Annotated in this window: 17 protein-coding genes, 2 tRNA genes and 1 pseudogene; 5 read left to right on the top strand and 15 right to left on the bottom strand. The window is 71.6% G+C overall.

Going from position 1 to position 18,679, the window contains the following annotated elements; genetic code table 11:
• Nucleotides 1-255 (top strand): annotated as a pseudogene (locus AB0C21_RS38045) (hypothetical protein); the annotation flags it as partial.
• A gap of 161 nt (nucleotides 256-416) precedes the next feature.
• On the opposite strand, the gene AB0C21_RS38040 reads toward AB0C21_RS38045, so the two are convergent.
• A tRNA-Ser gene (locus AB0C21_RS38040) sits at nucleotides 417-508 on the bottom strand.
• A 137-nt stretch (nucleotides 509-645) separates the two neighbouring features.
• Entirely contained in the window at nucleotides 646-1,077 is a 432-nt protein-coding gene (locus AB0C21_RS38035; RefSeq protein ID WP_500210901.1) for a hypothetical protein, read from the bottom strand.
• 187 nt (nucleotides 1,078-1,264) lie between these two features.
• Between AB0C21_RS38035 and AB0C21_RS38030 the strand changes: the two genes are divergently transcribed.
• Nucleotides 1,265-1,337, top strand: a tRNA-Arg gene (locus AB0C21_RS38030).
• A 72-nt stretch (nucleotides 1,338-1,409) separates the two neighbouring features.
• Here AB0C21_RS38030 and AB0C21_RS38025 read toward each other — a convergent pair.
• Nucleotides 1,410-1,532, bottom strand: coding sequence for a hypothetical protein (locus AB0C21_RS38025; RefSeq protein WP_500210900.1), 123 nt, complete (start codon nucleotides 1,530-1,532; stop codon nucleotides 1,410-1,412).
• A 219-nt stretch (nucleotides 1,533-1,751) separates the two neighbouring features.
• Here AB0C21_RS38025 and AB0C21_RS38020 point away from each other — a divergent pair, with 219 nt between their 5' ends.
• Nucleotides 1,752-2,147, top strand: a complete 396-nt coding sequence (locus AB0C21_RS38020; protein ID WP_500210898.1) for a hypothetical protein — start codon at nucleotides 1,752-1,754, stop codon at nucleotides 2,145-2,147.
• Nucleotides 2,148-2,214: 67 nt separating this feature from the next.
• Here the strand turns inward: AB0C21_RS38020 and AB0C21_RS38015 are convergent, their stop codons facing one another.
• The 10 genes from AB0C21_RS38015 to AB0C21_RS37970 all read right to left on the bottom strand — a co-directional run bounded on the left by AB0C21_RS38015 (nucleotide 2,215) and on the right by AB0C21_RS37970 (nucleotide 12,577).
• Nucleotides 2,215-2,883 (bottom strand): hypothetical protein, encoded by a 669-nt coding sequence (locus tag AB0C21_RS38015; protein WP_500210897.1) that lies wholly within the window; start codon nucleotides 2,881-2,883, stop codon nucleotides 2,215-2,217.
• Nucleotides 2,884-3,366: 483 nt separating this feature from the next.
• Nucleotides 3,367-3,909, bottom strand: coding sequence for a DUF1707 SHOCT-like domain-containing protein (locus AB0C21_RS38010; RefSeq protein ID WP_500210896.1), 543 nt, complete (start codon nucleotides 3,907-3,909; stop codon nucleotides 3,367-3,369).
• 112 nt (nucleotides 3,910-4,021) lie between these two features.
• On the bottom strand, nucleotides 4,022-4,654 hold the full coding sequence (locus AB0C21_RS38005) for an acetate uptake transporter (RefSeq protein WP_500210895.1): 633 nt from the start codon (nucleotides 4,652-4,654) through the stop codon (nucleotides 4,022-4,024).
• A gap of 348 nt (nucleotides 4,655-5,002) precedes the next feature.
• Entirely contained in the window at nucleotides 5,003-5,866 is an 864-nt protein-coding gene (locus tag AB0C21_RS38000; RefSeq protein WP_500210893.1) for an SDR family NAD(P)-dependent oxidoreductase, read from the bottom strand.
• Nucleotides 5,863-6,831: an alpha/beta hydrolase gene (locus tag AB0C21_RS37995; protein ID WP_500210892.1), complete on the bottom strand. Its 969-nt coding sequence runs from the start codon at nucleotides 6,829-6,831 to the stop codon at nucleotides 5,863-5,865. The genes AB0C21_RS38000 and AB0C21_RS37995 overlap by 4 nt, the downstream gene beginning before the upstream one ends.
• Nucleotides 6,832-6,909: 78 nt before the next feature.
• Entirely contained in the window at nucleotides 6,910-8,238 is a 1,329-nt protein-coding gene (locus tag AB0C21_RS37990; protein ID WP_500210890.1) for a sensor histidine kinase, read from the bottom strand.
• Nucleotides 8,235-8,918 carry a response regulator transcription factor gene (locus tag AB0C21_RS37985; RefSeq protein ID WP_500210888.1) on the bottom strand — a complete coding sequence of 228 codons (684 nt, stop codon included), beginning with the start codon at nucleotides 8,916-8,918 and terminating at the stop codon, nucleotides 8,235-8,237. Before AB0C21_RS37985 ends, AB0C21_RS37990 begins: the two co-directional genes overlap by 4 nt.
• Nucleotides 8,919-9,008: 90 nt before the next feature.
• Nucleotides 9,009-9,470, bottom strand: a complete 462-nt coding sequence (locus AB0C21_RS37980) for a DUF5666 domain-containing protein (RefSeq protein WP_500210886.1) — start codon at nucleotides 9,468-9,470, stop codon at nucleotides 9,009-9,011.
• Nucleotides 9,471-10,043: 573 nt separating this feature from the next.
• Entirely contained in the window at nucleotides 10,044-11,870 is a 1,827-nt protein-coding gene (recQ, locus tag AB0C21_RS37975) for a DNA helicase RecQ (protein WP_500210885.1), read from the bottom strand.
• Between the two features lie 44 nt (nucleotides 11,871-11,914).
• Nucleotides 11,915-12,577 carry an HAD family hydrolase gene (locus AB0C21_RS37970; protein ID WP_500210884.1) on the bottom strand — a complete coding sequence of 221 codons (663 nt, stop codon included), beginning with the start codon at nucleotides 12,575-12,577 and terminating at the stop codon, nucleotides 11,915-11,917.
• Nucleotides 12,578-12,770: 193 nt separating this feature from the next.
• On the opposite strand from AB0C21_RS37970, the gene AB0C21_RS37965 reads away from it, so the two are divergent.
• Nucleotides 12,771-13,229, top strand: coding sequence for a hypothetical protein (locus AB0C21_RS37965; RefSeq protein WP_500210882.1), 459 nt, complete (start codon nucleotides 12,771-12,773; stop codon nucleotides 13,227-13,229).
• Nucleotides 13,230-13,332: 103 nt separating this feature from the next.
• A complete protein-coding gene (locus AB0C21_RS37960) occupies nucleotides 13,333-13,716 on the top strand; it encodes a phage holin family protein (protein ID WP_500210881.1) in 384 nt (127 codons plus the stop codon).
• A gap of 15 nt (nucleotides 13,717-13,731) precedes the next feature.
• Here the strand turns inward: AB0C21_RS37960 and AB0C21_RS37955 are convergent, their stop codons facing one another.
• Both AB0C21_RS37955 and AB0C21_RS37950 read right to left on the bottom strand, forming a co-directional pair.
• A complete protein-coding gene (locus AB0C21_RS37955; protein WP_500210880.1) occupies nucleotides 13,732-16,221 on the bottom strand; it encodes a hypothetical protein in 2,490 nt (829 codons plus the stop codon).
• A gap of 1,396 nt (nucleotides 16,222-17,617) precedes the next feature.
• Nucleotides 17,618-18,646 (bottom strand): cation diffusion facilitator family transporter, encoded by a 1,029-nt coding sequence (locus AB0C21_RS37950; protein ID WP_500210879.1) that lies wholly within the window; start codon nucleotides 18,644-18,646, stop codon nucleotides 17,618-17,620.
• Nucleotides 18,647-18,679 lie beyond the last annotated feature (33 nt).

The following is an 18,679-nucleotide window of genomic DNA, read 5'->3' as shown; positions in this document are numbered from 1 at the left end:
GACCTCCGACACGGAGCCGCGACGCTCGCCCTGCTCGGCAACGTCAACATGAAAGTGATCAGCGAGACGCTCGGACACGCCCGCCACTCGTTCACGGCTGACACCTACACCTCAGTACTTCCTGAGGTGTCCCGTGCAGCCGCCGAGGCGGTGGCTGCGGTCGTCCCTCGTCGGACGCGGCAGAGCACACCTGACGCCGCCAATGTGATCTCACTTGCGGACCGGCGTAACCGGCGCGGTCAACACGCAGGGTAATCAGAGACGAGACAGCCAGCCGCCGCATCGTCCGGCGACGAAAGCACTCCGGCGACATCCCGTGCACACCATGTGCACACCAGGGCAGGAAAAACGGACATCTGGAACGCGACAGGGACTTCGCTCAAGATCGCAATCTTGGACGAAGTCCCTGGTCAGTGTGGCGGAGGATCGGGGATTTGAACCCCGGATGGGCTTGCACCCAAACCGCATTAGCAGTGCGGCGCCATAGACCGGACTAGGCGAATCCTCCAGTAGCCATCGGGCTCAGGACAGGCTACCGGTTCGGCGAGCCAACCGGCAAAGTCTGACCCGTGGCCTCGACAGCATAGTCGGAAACAGGTCCGTGCGGCGCGCTCCCGGGGCCGCGGGAGCGGAGCGCGTCGGCCGTCAGCCGCCGAGCCGGAAGCCGGTGAACCCGCAGGCCTCGGCCAGGTCGTTGCCGTGCTGGCGCATTCCCGCGAGGTCGGGCTGGCGCGGGGTCGTGCTGCCGGACTGGACCTGTCGCAGCATCGACGCGGTCTCGTCGAGGTCGCCCGCGAACGCGGTTGCGGCGGTCTCGACGTCACCGCCGGCGCTCTGCCCCTCGGACCGCACCTTGGCGGCCGTGTCCGAGAACTTCTGCGCGGTGGCCGAGGCACCGCCGGGCGTCGTCATCGACATGCCGCTGGTGGAGAAGCTCCGCAGCTCCGTCTCGATGTTCTTGCAGGCGGTCGTCTTCTTCCCGCCGGCGATGGCGTCGACCGCGCCACAACCCGTGGAACCGAGCATCAGGCCACCGACGGCGAGGACGCCGACCAGCTTGGTGGCGGACATGCGCATGGGGATTCTCCTTCAGGGGGATGGGCTTTCGGACGGGCTACACCCTCCCAGGTCAGACCCGCCTCAATCCCCCTTTTGGCGTACCAGCACCCCCAAGGGTTCCGTGACTCAAGTCACACTCCCCGCCCCGGCATCCGCCAACCGATTCGCGGTCAGGTCCCTGGAACCGGTACAGTTACTCCGGCAGGCACCCGTAGCTCAACGGATAGAGCATCTGACTACGGATCAGAAGGTTAGGGGTTCGAATCCCTTCGGGTGCGCACAGGTCAAAGCCCCCTTGCGGTCATCGCGAGGGGGCTTCGTGCTAACGGCCTTGCTGACAGTGCATCTGTCTACGCGACGTCGTCCACCCGCTTCGCGAAGATATCGGCTGCCTCCACGAGTTGCTGGTTGATCACGTGCGTGTAGACCCGGGGTGTGATGGACGGGTCGGCGTGGCCGAGCCGAGCGGCCACCACAACGCCAGGAGCAGAGTCGTCGCGTGGATGTGGCGAAGGTCGTGAAGCCGAGCATGCGGCAGCGCCTCGGCTGTGCGCCCTGAGGACGTCGACCGTCCCGGCGTTGAAGCCGACCGCACGTGACCGGCCGCTCTTGGTCGTCCCCGGAAGCCGCTCGCCGGCCTTGATGAGCCCTCTGGCACACTCCACAACACCTCCGAACGATCGGGAGTGGGTATGGTCTGGGCCATCGTCGAGCGGTTCACCGGCGCGATCTTCTTGATCCTCGTCCTGCCGGACTACCTCAAGGCACGCCATCTGACCCGCAACGGAGTGCGCACCCGTGCCGAGGTCGGCAGGAAGTACGAGCGGGTCTCCTTCTGGCGGCGCGGGATCGTACGAAAGTACGATCTGACCTTCACCACCGCCGACGGCACTCGCATCACGAACCGCTACGAACCCGGCCGCGTCCTGGAGGGAGGCTGGGAGCCCATCGTCTACGACCCCAAGCACCCCAAAGACCTGCTCCTGGCCACCGACCTCCCCCCGAAGCCCGTCTACGTCTACGTCGGCGTTGCCTGCACGATCTTCTTCGCGATCTTTCCCCCGTCCCTGCTCTCGACTCTGGGCTGATCGCAAGATCCGGACGTCTCAGGAGCTGCGTGGCCCCGAGCCGGCTCCACCTGGGCGGGCGTGGAGGTCAGCGGCCTAGGGCTTGGCGGAGGGTCAGGCCATGGCGGGTTCTGAGGCGTCGCAGTTCCCAGAGGCTCACCGCCGTGACCGAGAGGGGGCCGCCGAGGATCACCGCGACCCGCACCGGTACCGGGAGGCCGTGGTAGTCGTTCGAGATCAGGTCCCCGATCGCGAGTTCCCAGACCAGGACGGTCGCGATGACCGGGGGCAGGACCTCGTGGATGTCGGCGGTCCGGAGCACGTTCACCACCGCGATGGCGCCGCCCCAGATCACGAACGCGATCGCCCACAGCGTCCAGAGGGCGGCGATGACCATGACCAGGAGCTTCATGTAGACGGCCGGGGACGGCTTCTCGTCGTCGCCGATGAGGCCGCCTTCCGGCATCACGTGGACGAGAACATAGAAGAGCAAGACCGTGCCGACAAGAGCCAGCAGTGCTCCCAGGGGCTTCAGCGACCGCCGCAGGTACAGGCCGCGGTTGTGCGGACGGCTTCCGAGGATGAACGCGCCGACGACGACCGGGAACGTAGCCGGTAGCAGGGCCGCGGACGTCGCGATCTGGTTGGCCCGGTCGTAGGCCACGGACTTGGCGTCAGAGGCGACGCGGTAGGTCACCATGACCCACACGACTGCGATGAGACCGACCACCGCGCGCAGGACCTGGACTTTCCGCACCACCGGATCGTCCACCCGGCCCGGGCGGGACGCCCTGGCCACCTGGCGTGCGGCCAGGATCGGGTTGAGCAGCCGGAGCACCCGCCAGGTGCGCGACGGCGGCCTGGGCGGTCCGGGCGGTGGTCCGGGCGGCGGCCGCCAGTGCGGTCCGGGCTGTGGGCCGGGCGGTCGGCCCCACTGCGGTCCGGGCGGCGGTCCCCACTGCGGTCCGGGGGGGCCACCGTACGGCCGACCCGGTTGTTGTCCACCGCCGTACGGGCCCCACGGGCCCTGTCCAGCACTCATCGACGTCCCCCGAACCATTGAGGATGCTGCCGGACGCTCACTGTACTGGGCTAGATCACATTCAATCCGGAAATAGGCGAGCCCGGCGGCCCGGTAGGCGGATCGATCGGACGGGCCCCGCTGATCATTCGGGAATGGACGGATCGGACGAGGCTGGGCAGTGCGCTGGGTGCATGACGTCTGGCGCGGCCCGACCGCTCAACGGCGGGAGTGGCGGATCTTCAGGCGGCCGAAGCCCATGGAGCCGGTGATCCTGATCTTGGGGCCGTCGGGGCGCGTGGGGTGGCGGGGCGTGTAGCGCGCGTCCTTCAGACCGGTGTGCAGGCCCTCCGTCTCGACGATGGCGTCGCGGGGGACGGTGATCTTGGCTCGGCCGGTGCCGACCCGCAGTTCGATGTCGACGACCGGGTGCTCGATGATCGCCTTGGACAGGTCCAGGTCCACGTTCCCGAAGGCGGACTCGACCTTGAGGGAGCGCGGTACGCGCCAGGCTCCGCGGCGCTTGATCCGTCCGGTGGCGGCGCCGATCGTGGACGTGGCGCCCGCCTCGTCGTCCGGGAGTGCGGCCAAGGGGGTCGCGAGGTCGCCGCGGGTCCGGGCGCTGAGCACCTGGTCGAGGCGTTCGTCCATCTCCTCGTGCGAGATGTGCCCCTTGGCGTACGCCTCTCGCAGGCGCTGCACGGCGGTGTCGCGGTCGTCGTCGCCGACGAGGCGCGACGGATCTTCAGGACGGGGGGTCACGAATTCACCCTAGCGCCGTACTCGTCGGGCGAGGAGACCGCGAACCGCCCGCCCGAGCGGCTGCCTCGCCGGGCCGCTGGTCGAGCATTCTCCGGGGACCCGCCGCGGCGGATCAGCGGGGATAGGGGCCGGTCCGGGAGGTCAGGGCCGTGAGCGGCTTGCCGACGCCGAGGAAGGTACGGCCCGTCATGCCGTTGATGATGCCGGCGGCGGAGGCGTACCAGGCGCAGATGGCGGTGAGGACGCCGAGGTAGCCGCCGATCTTGATCGTGGTCTCGCTGGTGGCGAAGTTCCCGATGAACAGGATGATCTCCGTGGCCTCCAGTGCGACGAACACCGCCAGGATGGCCTGGTTGACCTGCGTCGCCCAGAACATCATGTAGGTATTGAAGATCGCCCAGGCGAGCAGGATCCAGGCGAGGTCGTTGGCCTCCTCGGCGGGGCTCGCCCCGCCGGCGACCAGGACGACGTACAGGCCGAGGCCGAGCCAGAAGCCGCCGTAGGACGAGAAGGCCGTCGCGCCGAACACGTTGCGGTTGCGGAACTCCCACATTCCGGCCAGGAGCTGGATGAGGCCGCCGTAGGCGAGGGCGTAGCTCAGCCAGGCGTCGGTGCCGTCGGTCCATCCGGCGTTCTTGACCGAGAGGAGGAACGTGGTCAGGGCGAACGCCGCCAGGCCCAGCGGCGCCGGATCGGCGGCCGCGGGCGGGGTCTGCGGTGTGGACTCTTGCTCGACGTGGGTCATGGTGCCTCCTCACTGGAGTCCCATCGCCTTGTCTCGCTCGGTCTCGGCCGGACAGGGATGGACGAAGGAATGCGGACAACGGACGTCCGGGCGTCCCTGATGGGACCGTTATCGCGTCGGCCCCAGTTTCGGATCATAACTCCGCTTGCGCTCCAGGTCAGGGGCCCCTTCATGGGGTAATCCCGGCATATCCCCATTAAGCGCATCAGTTGCGAGCGGGGGTGCGGAATATCGCTTCGGGATATGCCAAAATATTTGCCTCGCAGGAGGCGTCTTCGTGCCTGATGAGGAAGTCCCGGAGAATTCCGGCCGGTGAGGCCGGGCAAGGCTTGGGGAAGGCGTTGCCGACTACTTGACGACGGCGGAGCTGAAGGTGGGCGGGTCGCCGAGATGCCCGCGGTGGGACCGGGGGCTGCTCCCGTCGACGTCCACCACGCCCAGTTCGGCGCCGAGCTCCGCGCCGATGTGGACCTGCCCGCTCCACCGCATGAGCTCCGGGTGCCGGGCGAGCGCGTCGATCACCCGGCCGCTGAACTCGGCGGACTCCGCGCCCGCGGCGAACGACCTGTACCGGTCGGGGACGCCCTCGAAGAGCGCCTTGTTCCGTTCGGTCTTCAGCAGCCCCATCCACAGCGAGATGACGGCGACGTTGTAGGGCTCGAAGTCGACCGCCATGTCATGGGCCATCTTGTCGACGGCGGCCTTTCCCGCGCCGTAGGCCGGGCCGTGCATGTAGCAGCGTCCTCCGAAGGACGAGGTGTTGACGACGAGGCCCGCGTTGTTCCGCACCAGCAGCGGCGCGGCGTAGTAGCCGGCCACGTAGGCGGAGCGCATCCCCACGTCGAACATGCTCTGGAGCGCCAGCGGCTTCTCCCAGAACGGCCCCTGGCGGGTGAGTCCGTCCGGGATCGTGAACGCGTTGTTGACGAGGATGTCCAGCGCGCCGTGCTCGCGTTCCACCCGCTTGAACAGGTCCGCCACCTGCTCGTCGTCGGAGTGGTCGCAGATCACGGGCACGCCGGTGCCGCCGCGGGCGTCGATCTCCTCTGCCGTGGCGAAGACCGTGCCGGGGAGGTCGGCGTCGCCTTCGGCGCGCGTCCGTCCCGTCACGTACACCGTCGCCCCGGTCGCGCCGAGGGCCAGCGCGATGCCCTTCCCGGCGCCGCGGCTGGCGCCGGTGACCACGACGACCCGGTCTTCGGTAAGGCTCACCTGGCGCTCCCAGCGAGGAATACGAGCATGGCCGCCGTGGTCTCGGCGGGTTTCTCCATCTGCGTCATGTGGCCGGCGTTCTTGATCATCTGGACGCCGCGGACGTCGGCGTGGTGGTCGCCGAGCCTGCTCAGGGGGTCGTCGCCGTGCCAGCCCTCGAGGTCGGCGTCCTGCTCGCTGCCGATGAAGTAGTACGGGACGGGGTTCTTCCGGTCGCCGTAGGACTTGCGGTACTCCCAGGACAGGTCCATCGCCCGGTACCAGTTGAGCCCGCCCGTGAAGCCGCTGCGGCTGTAGGCGTCGACATAGAACTCCAGCTCCGTCTCGGTCAGCCACGACCAGGGGAGCGGCGGCGTCTCGGGGAGGGCGTCGATATAGGACGTTCCGGGAGGTTGCCGCCAGACGTCGAGGTAGTGGTAGTCGCTGGAAAGCGCGTAGAAGACCTTGCGCAGGAACTCGCGCGGCGCGGCGGCGAGGTCGCGGTCGGCGACACCGGGCTCGGCGAAGTAGTGGATGTGGTTGAAGTGCCGCTTCGCCTGCCGGGCGGCGAGCGTCAGCGGCGACTCCTCGCTCGGCGTAAAGAAGGGGTTCTCCAGCCCGATGATCGCGGCGACGCGGTCCGGGGCGTGGTAGGCGAGGTCGTAGGCGGCGAAGAGGCCGAAGTCGAGCCCGCTGAAGACGGCCCGCTCCTCGCCGAGGTGGTCGAGGAGGCCGGTGAGGTCGCCCACGATCCGGTCGACGTCGTACTCGCGGTGGTCCCGCGGGCCGCTGGTGTGCCCCATTCCGCGCATGTCGGGCGCGACGACCCGGAAGCCCGCGTCGGCGATCGGCCCGATCTGGTGGCGCCAGCTGAACCAGATGTGCGGGAAGCCGTGCAGGAGGACGACGAGCGGCCCCTCCCCCTGCTCCACGTAGTGGACGTCCAGGCCGTTGACGCGCGCGTACCGATGACTCCAGCCGGACATGCTGCGGTTCCTTCGGTTCGGGGAGCCGACCTTCGGACTGTGCAGGACGGCGTCGCCGCCGGCACCGGCGTGTCCCGCTCAGTGGGAACCGAGCGTGATGCGGACGATCGTCCCCTTGGACGGCGCGGACAGCAGTTCGGCCCGTCCTCTATGGGCGGCGGCGATGGCGGCGACGATCGGGAGGCCGAGGCCGGTGCCGCCCTGCGCGCCCCGGTGGAAGCGTTCGAAGGCGCGCGCGGCGTCCTCCGGGGGCATGCCCGGCCCCTTGTCCGCCACCTCGATCAGGCCCGGCGCCAGACGGATGGTCGTGGGCGTTCCGGGGGGTGTGTGGGCCCGTACGTTGGCCAGGAGGTTAGCGAAGACCTGGCGGATGCGGGCCTCGTCGACGGTGGCGACCAGAGTGTCAGGGGCGTCCAGCACGATGGGACGGTCGGGGTCGGCGGCGGTCGCGTCGGCCACGGCGTCCTTGGCGAGGGCGACGAGGTCGGTGCGGACGGGGTTCAGGGAAGCCTCGCGGTCGAGACGGGCGAGTTCGAGGAGGTCGGTGACGAGGCTGTTCATCCGGCGGGCCTCTTCCTCGATGCGGCGCATCGCGTCGGGCAGCTCGTCGGGTCCGAGGGCGCCGTGCCGGTACAGCTCCGCGTAGCCCTGGATGGTGGTGAGCGGCGTCCGCAGCTCGTGGGACGCGTCGGCGGCGAACTCGCGGACCCGGGCCTCCGACCGGCTGCGCGCCCAGAACGCCTGCTCGATCCGCTCCAGCATCACGTTGATCGCGGAGGCGAGGCGGGCCGTCTCGGTGCGCTGCCCGGGGCCGGGCATGCGGGCGCGCAGGTCGCCGCCCGCGGTGATGGCGTGCGCGGTGGCGGCCATCCGGCCCAGCGGCAGCAGGCCGCGGCGGATGAGCCACCGGCCGAGCACGAGCAGGACGGCGAGGAGCAGGGCGGCCGTGGCGATCTCGGTCAGGACGAGGTTGCGGACGGCCGCGTGGATCTCGGTGAGGGGGGCCGCCACGACGATGACGCCGTTCCGCGACGGACGCGCCACCGCGCGCAGGCCGGGCAGGGAGAACGGTTCGAGGGTGCGTGCGCGGGCGGCCAGCTCGTCGGGGCCCAGCCGCCGCACCTCCCGCACCGCCTGCTCGGGGGCGGGCGCGTCGCCGCTGAGGACGCGGACCCGTCCGGCCGGGCCGACGGCCAGCACCACGAACTGTGCGGGGGCCACCCCCTGCTCCGGGAGGCCGGGGCGCAGGAGGCGCGTGACGGTGCGGTCGCGGGTGGCCTGGAGCTGCCCGTCCACGCGGTGCATCAGGTACCCGTTCAGGACGAGCGCGCTGACCAGGCCCATGATCGCCAGCCCGGCGGTGGTGATGGCGAGCAGGCCGGTGAGCAGCCTCGCGTTGAGCGTCATGGCCGCAGCGCGTAGCCCACCCCGCGCTGGGTGTGGATCAGCGGGGTGCCGAGCGGGTCCAGCTTGCGGCGCAGGTAGCTGATGTAGGTCTCGACGACCTGCGGGTTGCCGTGGTCCCAGCCCCACACGCCGTCGAGGAGCTGGGCGCGCGAGAGCACCATGCCCGCGTTGCGCATCAGGTAGGCGAGCAGCCGGAACTCGGTCGGGGACAGCTCGACGGGGACGCCGCCGCGCCGCACCGTCCAGTGCGCCTCGTCGAGTTCGAGGTCGGCGACGCGCAGCACGGGCCCGGCGGAGGGCGCCAGCGGGGCCGCCCGGCGAAGGACGGCCCGCACCCGGGCGATCAGCGCCTCGATCGAGAACGGCTTGGTGACATAGTCGTCACCGCCGAGCGTGAGGCCTCTGACGGTGTCGGACGGCGTGTCCCGTGCGGTCAGGAAGATCACCGGGACCTGCTCGCCGTCCGCGCGCAGCCGCCGGCACACCTCGAAACCGTCGAGGTCGGGCAGCATGACGTCCAGCAGGACGAGGTCGGGCCGCGCCTCGCGGACGGCCCGCAGCGCTTCCTCGCCCGTGCCGGCGGTGGCGGTGGTGAAGCCGTGGAAGCGCAGCGCGACCTCGATCAGGTCGCGGATGTTGGCCTCGTCGTCCACGACGAGCACCCGCTGGGTCTCGCTCATCCGCTCCCGCAGCCCGTTCCTTCGCCCGCGTCGCGCCCGCACATCGGGCTTTCCCGCCCGAAACTACCCGGCATGGTCGGTGCCGGCGGGTCAGCGGTGCTGCGGGACGCGGATCAGCCGGGCGGTCCGGGTGGTTCCGGAGCGCTCCCCGGCGACGAGCACCTGGTCGCCGCCGGCCAGGCTCTTGAGGGACGACTTGTCGCCGTTCTTGCGGACGCGGGTCTTGTCGTTGGTCGTCCACGTCCAGGAGGCGCCGTCCTCGCTGCGGACGGTCACCCCGCTCCCCGAGATCGACGTGATCTTGCCGCGCTGCCAGGTGGCGAGGTGGAAGCCGTCCTTGCGCTTGACGGTGGCCTCGCCGTGAACACCGTTCAGCCCGCGCGCCCGGCGGAACGGGTGCCCCTTACCGGGGTGCCCCTGACCCGCGTGCGCCGTGGGGGAGTGGGACGGCGCGGGGTCGTCGGCGAAGGCGGGGACCGCGAGGTAGAGGCCAAGCCCGAGAAGCCCCGCGGCGCCGGCACCAGCCGTGATCGTCTTCCGATTGGTTCGCATGCGGATCATGTAACCGGCCGCATCTGGCAGAAGTCCACGCCCAACCCTGAGAGAACCCTGAGAGTCCCCCAACCACCCCGTGCACCCCATCCGCCGGCAAACGCGTCGGCGAGGAACCGTTCAGGCCCTGGCCCCTTCCTGCCCGGGGCTTCGGCGAATCGTTCGTGTCCCTCGGGTCAGGTCCAGCTCGTCCCTTTGCTGCTCCGGCCGGTACTTGCATAGGTCCAGCTCGTGCCGGCGCGGGTCCAGGTGGTACCGGGAACGGTCCAACTCCATGTCGTCATGCACAGATGGTAATTACTTGATGACAGTTTGTAAAGAGTCGGTGATGCATCTGATCCGTGGCGACACGGGAGTACCGCCATGTCACCCGGCCGCCCGGATCCCCACACCGCCCCCCGCACCCAAACCGCCTCCGGCGTCTCGCGCTGTCTCCGGCGTTCCGTGTTGGCTCGGCGTCCGCCGCCGTCGCCGGCGTTCCAGGCCTGCCTTGGTGTCCTCGGACGGCTTCCGTGTGGCGGTGCGGTCTCATGCGTTTCACGCTCAGGGCCGGCGTTGGCGGCTGGGGCCGGGTTAGTCGGAGGCGAGGGTTTCCAGGACCTGGTCGCCGTACTTGGCGAGTTTGTTCTCGCCGACGCCGTTGACGCGGCCCAGCTCCGCCAGGGAGGTGGGGAGGGCGGTCGCGATCTCGCGCAGGGTCGCGTCGTGGAAGATGACGTAGGCGGGGACGCCCTGCTCCTTGGCGGTCGCGGCGCGCCAGGCGCGCAGCCGCTCGAAGATCGGCATCGCCTCGGCTGGGAGCTCGACCTGGGCCTTGGCCGCCTTGGCGGTCTTCGCCGCCTTCGCGACGGGGCGTTCGGCCTCGCGGCGCATCATGACCTTGCGCTCGCCGCGCAGCACGCCGGCGCTCTCGTCGGTCAGGACGAGCGTGCCGTGGTTGCTCTCCACCGCGATCAGGCCCTGCGCGAGGAGCTGGCGGATGACGCCGCGCCACTCGACGTCGCGCAGTTCGGTGCCGATGCCGAAGACCTTCAGCGAGTCGTGGTCGAACTGGATGACCTTCGCGTTCTTCTTGCCGAGGAGGATGTCGACGATGTGGCCGGCGCCGAACTTCTGGCGCCGCTCGCGGTCGAGCCGCACCACGGTGGACAGGACCTTCTGGGCGGGGACGGTCGCATCCCACGTCTCGGGCGGGGTGAGGCAGGTGTCGCAGTTGCCGCAGGGCTCGCCGGACTGGCCGAAGTAGTTCAGCAGCTGGACGCGGCGGCATTCGACCGTCTCGCAGAGGGCGAGCATGGAGTCGAGGTGCATGCCCTGGCGGCGGCGGTGCGCGGCGTCGCCCTCGCCGCCGTCGATCATCTTGCGCAGGTTGACGACGTCCTGCAGGCCGTAGGCGAGCCAGGCGGTGGACGGGAGGCCGTCGCGGCCGGCGCGGCCTGTCTCCTGGTAGTAGCCCTCCACGGACTTCGGCAGGTCGAGGTGGGCGACGAAGCGGACGTCGGGCTTGTCGATGCCCATGCCGAACGCGATGGTCGCGACCATGACGAGGCCGTCCTCGCGGAGGAAGCGCGCCTGGTTCGCCGCGCGGATCTCGGCGTCGAGGCCCGCGTGGTACGGGAGGGCTTCGATGCCGTTCTCGGTCAGGAACGCGGCGTGCTTCTCCACCGAGTTGCGGGACAGGCAGTAGACGATGCCCGCGTCGCCCTTGTGCTCGCTCTGGAGCAGGCGCAGCAGCTGGCGTTTGGCGTCGGTCTTCGGCTCGATCCGGTACTGGATGTTGGGGCGGTCGAAGCTCGCCACGAAGTGGCGGGCCTGTTCGAGCTGGAGACGGGACGCGATCTCGCCGCGGGTGGCCTCGGTGGCGGTCGCGGTCAGCGCGATGCGGGGGATCTCGGGCCAGCGCTCGTGCAGGCCGGACAGCGTCAGGTAGTCGGGGCGGAAGTCGTGCCCCCACTGGGACACGCAGTGCGCCTCGTCGATCGCGAAGAGGGAGACGTCGCCCCGGTCGAGCAGATCGACGGTCGCGGCGAGCTTCAGCCGCTCGGGCGCGAGGTACAGCAGGTCGAGCTCGCCCGCCGTGAACTGCGCCTCGACCGTGCGGCGCTCGTCGAAGTCCTGGGTGGAGTTGAGGAAGCCCGCGCGGACGCCGAGGGCGCGCAGTGCGTCGACCTGGTCCTGCATGAGGGCGATGAGGGGGGAGACGACGACGCCGGTGCCCTTACGGACGAGCGCCGGGATCTGGTAGCACAGCGACTTGCCGCCGCCGGTCGGCATCAGGACGAGGGCGTCCCCGCCGGCGACCACATGCTCGATGATCTCCCGCTGGCCGTCCCGGAACGCGTCGTAGCCGAACACGCGCCGCAGGGTCTCGAGCGTCTCCGGGGTCTCAGGGGAAGTCACCGGGCCATACTACGAACCGCCGCGGACACCCGTCCCCCGAACGTTCACCTGTGGAAAACCGCCTCCGCGAGCTCAGGGGTCAGCTCGTCGAGGCCCCCTGCGACGTGCGCGGCCAGCGCCAGCGCGTCGGACGCCGGCGGGTGCGCCGGGCGCGGTATCGCGATCACCGTCATCCCCGCCGCGTGCGCCGACCGCAGCCCGTTGCTGGAGTCCTCGATCGCGACGCAGTCCCGCCCCGCGACCTCCATCTGCGCCGCCACGGCGAGGTAGCCGTCCGGAGCGGGCTTGCCGCGCTCGACGTCCTCGGTCGACACGGTCGTGTGGAAGAGGGCGTCCACCCCGAGGTGCGCGAGCACGATGTCGATGAGGGCCCGCGGGGACGAGCTGGCCAGCCCCAGCGGGCGGAACGCGGCCATGCGGCGGACGGCGTCCTCGGCGCCCGGCAGCAGCGGCAGCGACTCCTCGTAGCGCTGCGACATCCGGTCGACCACCTCGTAGGCGACCTCCTCGGGGGTGACGCCGTCGACGAGGTCGGAGGCGATGTAGTCCGCCCATTCCTGGGTGCTCATGCCCATGAGCCGGTCCTGGGTGTCGGGCAGCCAGCGCCCGCCGCGCTCGGCGACGTAGCCGCGCCGCACCTCCTCCCACACCGGCTCGGAGTCGATCAGGACGCCGTCCAGGTCGAACACGATGGCCTGCACGGACATGGGCCCCTCCACGGGTCTCGTCGCGACGTCCCGACACTACCCGCCGCGATCAGAACGGAACCCTGCGCGGCAGGTTCGGACGAATAGCTTCTGACCAGGCTTTATCCGACGAATGCGACATGATCCAGTTTCGGTCTGGCAAGGTGGTGGGCCTCCGCACCCCCTCCGGAGTCACTGCAGAGGAGATCTGCCCATGGTGTTCGTCGGTTTTCTCCTGGTCGCGGCCGCCATCGCCGTCGGGGCCGGTGTCGTCATGGACAACACCGGCCCGGCGAACCTCGTCGTGTTCGGCCAGACCGTCCCGGGCCTGGAGAGCGAGTGGCAGCTCTTCCTCTCGGGCGCGGGCGTGTCCCTCGTCTTCCTCGTCGGCATGACGCTCACCTTCAAGGGCGCCGCCCGCCGCATCCGCACCCGCCGCGACCTGCGCGACCTGCGCGAGGAGCACGAGGAGTCCCTGACCACCCTGGAGATGGAGAAGCGCCGCCTGGAGCGCGAGCTCGCCCGCGTCCGGCAGAGCTCGCCGCGCCGGGACGCCGCGCGGCAGGGCGCGCCTCGCGAGACCGCGGTGCAGGGGGTCCGCGTCGCGGGCGGGCGCTCCGGCAGCGGCTCCCAGGTCGCCGCCACCTCGCCGTTCTTCGACCGCGCCGAGTAGGGCGCGGCCCCGGCGGGTCATCCGCCGTTATGACGGGAGTCACCGCCCGTATCGTCTCGCAGTGGGATGACATGGGCGGTTCCCGGCCAGGATGATGCGTGGCGTGCGAATACTTCTCAAGGTCGGCGCCACCGCGGTCGCCCTGTGGGTCGCGACGGTCCTGATCGACGGCATCACGCTCGGCGACCAGACCACCTCCCGGCGGATCCTCACCCTGGTCGCGGTCGCGGTCATCTTCGGGATCGTCAACGCCGTCCTCAAACCGATCATCAAGACCCTCGGCTGCGCCTTCTACGTCATCACGCTCGGGCTCATCGGGCTCGTCGTGAACGCGCTGCTGCTCTGGCTGACGAGCGAGCTGGCGGAGGGGCTCGAGCTGCCGTTCCACGTGTCCGGCTTCTGGCCCGCCTTCTGGGGCGCGATCGTCGTCGGCGTCGTCGGCTGGCTCCTCCACCTGTTCATCCCCGACGACGACGATGAGGACTAGCCCGTCCGGCGCGGACTAGTCCAGCAGGCCGGGCGCGGCGGTCGCGGCGCGCTCGAACGGGCTCAGCTCCAGCCGCCCCGACGGCGAGTCCGCGTACTCCCGGTAGCCCGGCGGGCGCGACCCGGCCGTCCCGACCAGGATCCAGCGGCGCGCGCGGACGGCGCCGATGAGGAACTCGCCGTCGGTGACCGTCCCCGCGTCCGCGACGATCAGCGCGTCGAAGTCCTCGTCGCGGACGGTGAGCCCGGCACCGGCCGGCGTCCCGACGACGAGGTCGGCGGTGCGGAGCAGGACCTCGCTGCCCGCCGCCCGGCCGCCCTCCAGGTAGCCGGTGAGCTCCTCGATCCGGGCCATCGCGCGCCGCTGGTGCGCGGGGACGACCTCCGGGTCGTCGGCGGGGTCGGCACCGCAGATCTCGATCACGCTCTCCCGCGACCGCGCCTCGGCCGCGGCCACCGTCTCCAGCTCGGCCTCCCGCTCGGCGATCTCCCGCGCGGCCTCCTCGGTGCGGCGCTCCAGCGCCGCCGCGGTCTCCGCCGCGTGCGCCGTGGCGGCCTCCGCGTCCGACCGGGCCCGCGCCGCCGCCGCGAGGGCCGCCTCGCGGGACGTCCGCGCGGCGGTCACCCGCTCCTCGATCGCCTGCGCGACCTGGTACGCCGCCCGCGCCCGCAGGCCCGCCTCCGTGGCCCGCTCGACCGCCGCGGACGCCAGCCGCGCCTGCTCCTGATGCTCGGCGCCGACCTTCTCCCGCTCCGCCGCGAGCCAGGTCAGCTCCGTCCCGAGCCGCTCCTGCGCCTCCTGCGCCGCCTTCAGCCGCGCGCCGCCCTCGGACACGAACGACGCCAGCCCGCGCCGGACCCGCTCGGCGTGCTCCGCCGCCTCCTTGGCCTCCCGCGCCCGCGTCGCCGCCTCGTCCGCCTCCCGCGTCCGGGCCTTGACCTCGGCGCGCAGCTCGCGCAGCTCCGCCGGCGGCGACGCCACGTGCAGCCGCTGCCCGAGCGTCATCTTGCGGCGCAGGGCCGACAGCGCCGACTCCGCCGAGACCAGCCGGTAGTAGGCCGCATGGCCCTCCGCAGCGGCGTCGGCGTCCGCCGCCGTCAGCCGGTGCGCCTCCTCCGCCGCGCCGGGCAGCGCCTCGCGCGCCCGCGCCAACTCGTCGGTGAGGGAGGCCTCCGCCTGCCGCGCCCCCTGCAACTCCGCCTGGGCCGTCTTGGCCCGCTCGTCGATCTGGACGCACCGCGCGTAGGTCGCGTCGGCCGTCCGCGTCCGCGCGGCCGCCTCGGCGCCCGCCTCGTCGGCGGCCTGCTTCAGCCGCTCCGCCTCGGCCCGCGGCCCCGCCAGCTCCGCCTCGGCCTCTTCCTGGACGCCGGAGAGCCGCTCGGCCTCGGCCTCGGCGGCTGCCACCGCCTCCTCCGCGGCCGCCGCCGCGTTCCGCGCCTCATCGATCGCCTGGGCGAGGCCCGCCTTCTCCGCTTCCAGCTGCTCGGCCCGCCGCAGGTTCTCGGCCTGGACGGACTGGAGCGCCGCCGCATCCCGCGGCCACTGCTCCAACGACATCAGCCCGCGCTGCAGCAGCCGCGCCTCCGTCTGCCAGGACAGCCCCCACGCTTCCCCGACCGGCCGCAGCGCCGCCGAGCGCACCCGCATCTCCGGTGCCGACGGCCCCTCCTCAGGCTCCATAGGCTCCACGGGTTGCACTGGCTCCACGGCTTCCGCAGGCGGCAGCGTGGGCAGCGGCTCGGCCCTGGTCACGGCCGCCGCCGGCTCCGGGGGCGGACCGGTCAGGGGCTTGAACTCGACCGTTCCGTTAGACCCCGGCTCCCGCAGCGGCGGCGGCTCCTCCTCGGCGGGCGGCTCCTCGACGGGGAGTTCCTCGACGGGCGGGAGCGCCTGCGTCCGCACCGAGCGCGCCTCCGCCGTCTCCGGCTGCGTCTCGATCAGCAGCGAGAAGACATCGGGATCGCCCTCCATGCCGCGCAGCAGTTCGGCGGCCTTCTCGGGGGTGGGGGCGATCAGCAGGGCCCGCCCGTCCGCCGCCGTGACTTCCTTGACCGCGTCACGGACGACCCGGGCCTGATCCCCTTCGCTGGCCTGGACGAGCCGCAGCCCCTCCGCGCCCTCCAGCGTCCCGGGCGCGACCAGGAACCGGGCGAGCACGTCCCACTCTCCTGCGACCTGCCCGTCGCGCAGCGCCCGGACGGCCGCGATGTGAGGCGCCCACCCCATCGGCGGGACGTCCTCGGGGACCTCCCGCAGCCGCGCGTCGAGCCCCTCGTAGAACTCGGTCAGCGGCCCGTAGACGCTCTCGACCAGCTCACGCCAGTCACCTTCACCTGCGTCCGTCCCCAGCGGCGGCGTCGGATCGGCGACCTCGATCGGCACCGTCCCCAGCACGGCCCGAGGATCGATCCCCTCGTCCCCGACGCCCTCCGCCACGTACCCGGCGCCCTCGTCGTGAACGGCCTCCGCGTCATCGTGGAGCCGCCCATCAACCGGGCTCTCCACATCGGCCGAACCACCAGCGCCTCCCGCTCCCCCGGCACCGCCAGGCACCGGCTCCGCCGCCGCAGCCTCTGTGCCGCCGGTAGCACGGTCACCGCCCGGCGACTCGCCATCGGCCGGGCTCTCACCGGGGAGTTCGGCGTGAGCCGCCTCTCCGCCGGCCACGCCCATGGGCTGGTCGCTGCCGACCACCTCCGATTCGGGCGCTTGACCGGCGGACTGGCCGTACGAGACCGACTCCGGAACGGCCCTCCCGCCCGCAGGGGCCATGTCCTCTGGAAGGACGTGCTGCGCCGCCTCCGCACTCGTGACGCCTTCGGTGACCGGCGCCCCAAATATCGGCGCCTCGACGTCTCCGCGCTGTTCACCGGTCGTCGTCGCAGTCTCGCCCGCGCCATCGACGGCCTGGCCGCCTGGCGCAGCCGCTTCGGATGTAGCGCCGGCGGGCTGGCCGGCGTACGGCACCGCCGGGTCGGCCATGTCGCGGGCGGGTCGGTCGCCGATCTCCGTCTCAGCGTCGGCGGGCTGGTCATCGGTTGTCGTGGCAGTCTCGTCCGCGCTATTGGCGGGCTGGCCGTCTGGTGGCGTCGCTTCGGGTGTCGGGCTGGCGGGCTGGTCGGCGTGCGGTGCCTCTGGTGCGGCCGTGTCGCGGACGGGATGGCCGCCGATCTCCGTCACGGCGCGGGCGGACCGGTCTTCCGCGCCCGGGTCCGGGGCGGCCGTTCCACCTGCGGGCGCCATGTCCTCCGGAGAGACGTCCTGCCCCGCCGATGCGCCCACGTCCGTCTGCGCATCGGTCGTCGGCAGGGCGGCGTCGGGTGGACTGCCAGCCATCATCGCCGCGTCAGCCGTGGCCTCAGGGGGCTGGTTGCCGAGTGAGGGCTTGGTGTCTGCGGGAGCCACTGTCGAGTCGGCGTGTTCCGCCGCTGCGGACGCCATGTTCTTTAGCGGGACGTACTGTGCCGTCTCCGGTTCCTCTGTGAGTTCGTCATCGCTTGTGTCGTCGCCCGGGAGCGGTTCAAAGGCGAGCGTGCTGCCTGCTGGGGAGTCCTCGGTCGGGGGTTCCGTGCTCGCCGGGAGAGGGGCGGTCTCGGTTGGTGGGGTGATGTCGCTGTCGGCCACCGGGGCCTCGATGGTCGGGAGGGCCTGGGTGGCTTCGGCGGGTTGGGCAGGGGGCGCCTGCTCGTCCGGGGTGGTGGCTCCGGCGGGGTCCGGGGCGACGGGGAGGGGGACGGTGACCGTCGGGAGTTCGGAGTCCGGGACGTAAGGGGGCCCAGTGTTCTCGTCGGGTCCGTTGGCTTCCGCAGGCTGCTTCACGACGTCATCCCGTCCCAGATCGCTCGTCCGGGGCCAGTATGTTCCCCTTCTGGTCCGGACTAACGTCTCACAGGTCGCAGGCTCAGCGGTGCCCCGCGAGGGCGGCGTGGTGATCTTCACCGGGGCGGGGCTCGGGGTCGGGGTGGACGACGGCGCCGGCCAGGCGGGGGAGCGCGTGCATGAGGCCGTGCTCGGCGTCCACGGCGATCTGGTGGGCGCGGACGACGGTGGCGGAAGGGTCGACGACCACGTCGCATTCGGCGCGCAGGCTGTGGCCGATCCAGCGGAGGCGGACGTCGCCCACGCCTAGCACTCCAGGGGTGGAGGAGAGGGCGGCCTCGGCCTGGTCGACCAGGGCGGGGTCCACGGCGTCCATGAGGCGGCGCCAGACCTCGCGGGCCGTCTGCCACAGGACGGTGAGGATCGCCACAGTGATCAGCAGGCCGACGGCCGGGTCGGCCCATGGGGCGCCCAGGGCGACCCCGGCGGCGCCCACCAGGACGGCCAGGGAGGCGAAGCCGTCCGTGCGGGCGTGGAGGCCGTCGGCGACGAGCGCGGCCGAGCCGATGCGGCGGCCCACGCGGATGCGGTAGCGGGCCACCAGTTCGTTGCCCAGGAAGCCGACGAGGGCGGCGCCCGCCACGGCGGCCACGTGGTCCACAGGCTGTGGATGGGCCAGGCGCTGGACGGCGGCGTACCCGGCGGCGACGCATGACGCGGCGATCGCCAGGACGATGACGACACCGGCCAGGTCTTCCGCGCGCCCGTACCCGTAGGTGTACCGGCGGGACGGCGGGCGGCGGCCGAGCAGGAACGCGATGCCCAGCGGGACGGCGGTCAGCGCGTCGGCGGCGTTGTGGAGCGTGTCGCCCAGCAGCGCCACCGAACCGGTGAACGCGACCACGGCGGCTTGCAGGACCGTGGTCGCGCCCAGGCCCGCCAGGGAGATCCACAGGGCGCGCATGCCCTGGGCGCTCGCCTCCATGGCCGAGTCGACCTTGTCGGCGGCCTCGTGCGAGTGCGGGCGCACCAGGTGGGCGAGGCGCACCTTCCACGAGTGCCGGTGACCGTGTCCATGACCGTGTCCATGACCGTGCCCGTGTCCGCTCATCCTCCGATGATGGACCGGAAAGCCCGTTGCAGC

It is taken from the genome of Spirillospora sp. NPDC049024, assembly GCF_040649235.1.
GTDB lineage: Bacteria > Actinomycetota > Actinomycetes > Streptosporangiales > Streptosporangiaceae > Spirillospora.
This window is presented reverse-complemented; position numbering and strand designations above follow the sequence as displayed.

Excerpts from the sequence above, each read along its gene's own strand:
- AB0C21_RS38035 (WP_500210901.1), bottom strand. The coding sequence starts at position 1,077 with ATGCGCATGTCCGCCACCAAGCTGGTCGGCGTCCTCGCCGTCGGTGGC.
- AB0C21_RS38020 (WP_500210898.1), top strand. The coding sequence starts at position 1,752 with ATGGTCTGGGCCATCGTCGAGCGGTTCACCGGCGCGATCTTCTTGATC.
- AB0C21_RS38005 (WP_500210895.1), bottom strand. The coding sequence starts at position 4,654 with ATGACCCACGTCGAGCAAGAGTCCACACCGCAGACCCCGCCCGCGGCC.
- AB0C21_RS37995 (WP_500210892.1), bottom strand. The coding sequence starts at position 6,831 with ATGTCCGGCTGGAGTCATCGGTACGCGCGCGTCAACGGCCTGGACGTC.
- AB0C21_RS37990 (WP_500210890.1), bottom strand. The coding sequence starts at position 8,238 with ATGACGCTCAACGCGAGGCTGCTCACCGGCCTGCTCGCCATCACCACC.
- AB0C21_RS37985 (WP_500210888.1), bottom strand. The coding sequence starts at position 8,918 with ATGAGCGAGACCCAGCGGGTGCTCGTCGTGGACGACGAGGCCAACATC.
- AB0C21_RS37980 (WP_500210886.1), bottom strand. The coding sequence starts at position 9,470 with ATGCGAACCAATCGGAAGACGATCACGGCTGGTGCCGGCGCCGCGGGG.
- AB0C21_RS37970 (WP_500210884.1), bottom strand. The coding sequence starts at position 12,577 with ATGTCCGTGCAGGCCATCGTGTTCGACCTGGACGGCGTCCTGATCGAC.
- AB0C21_RS37965 (WP_500210882.1), top strand. The coding sequence starts at position 12,771 with ATGGTGTTCGTCGGTTTTCTCCTGGTCGCGGCCGCCATCGCCGTCGGG.
- AB0C21_RS37950 (WP_500210879.1), bottom strand. The coding sequence starts at position 18,646 with ATGAGCGGACACGGGCACGGTCATGGACACGGTCATGGACACGGTCAC.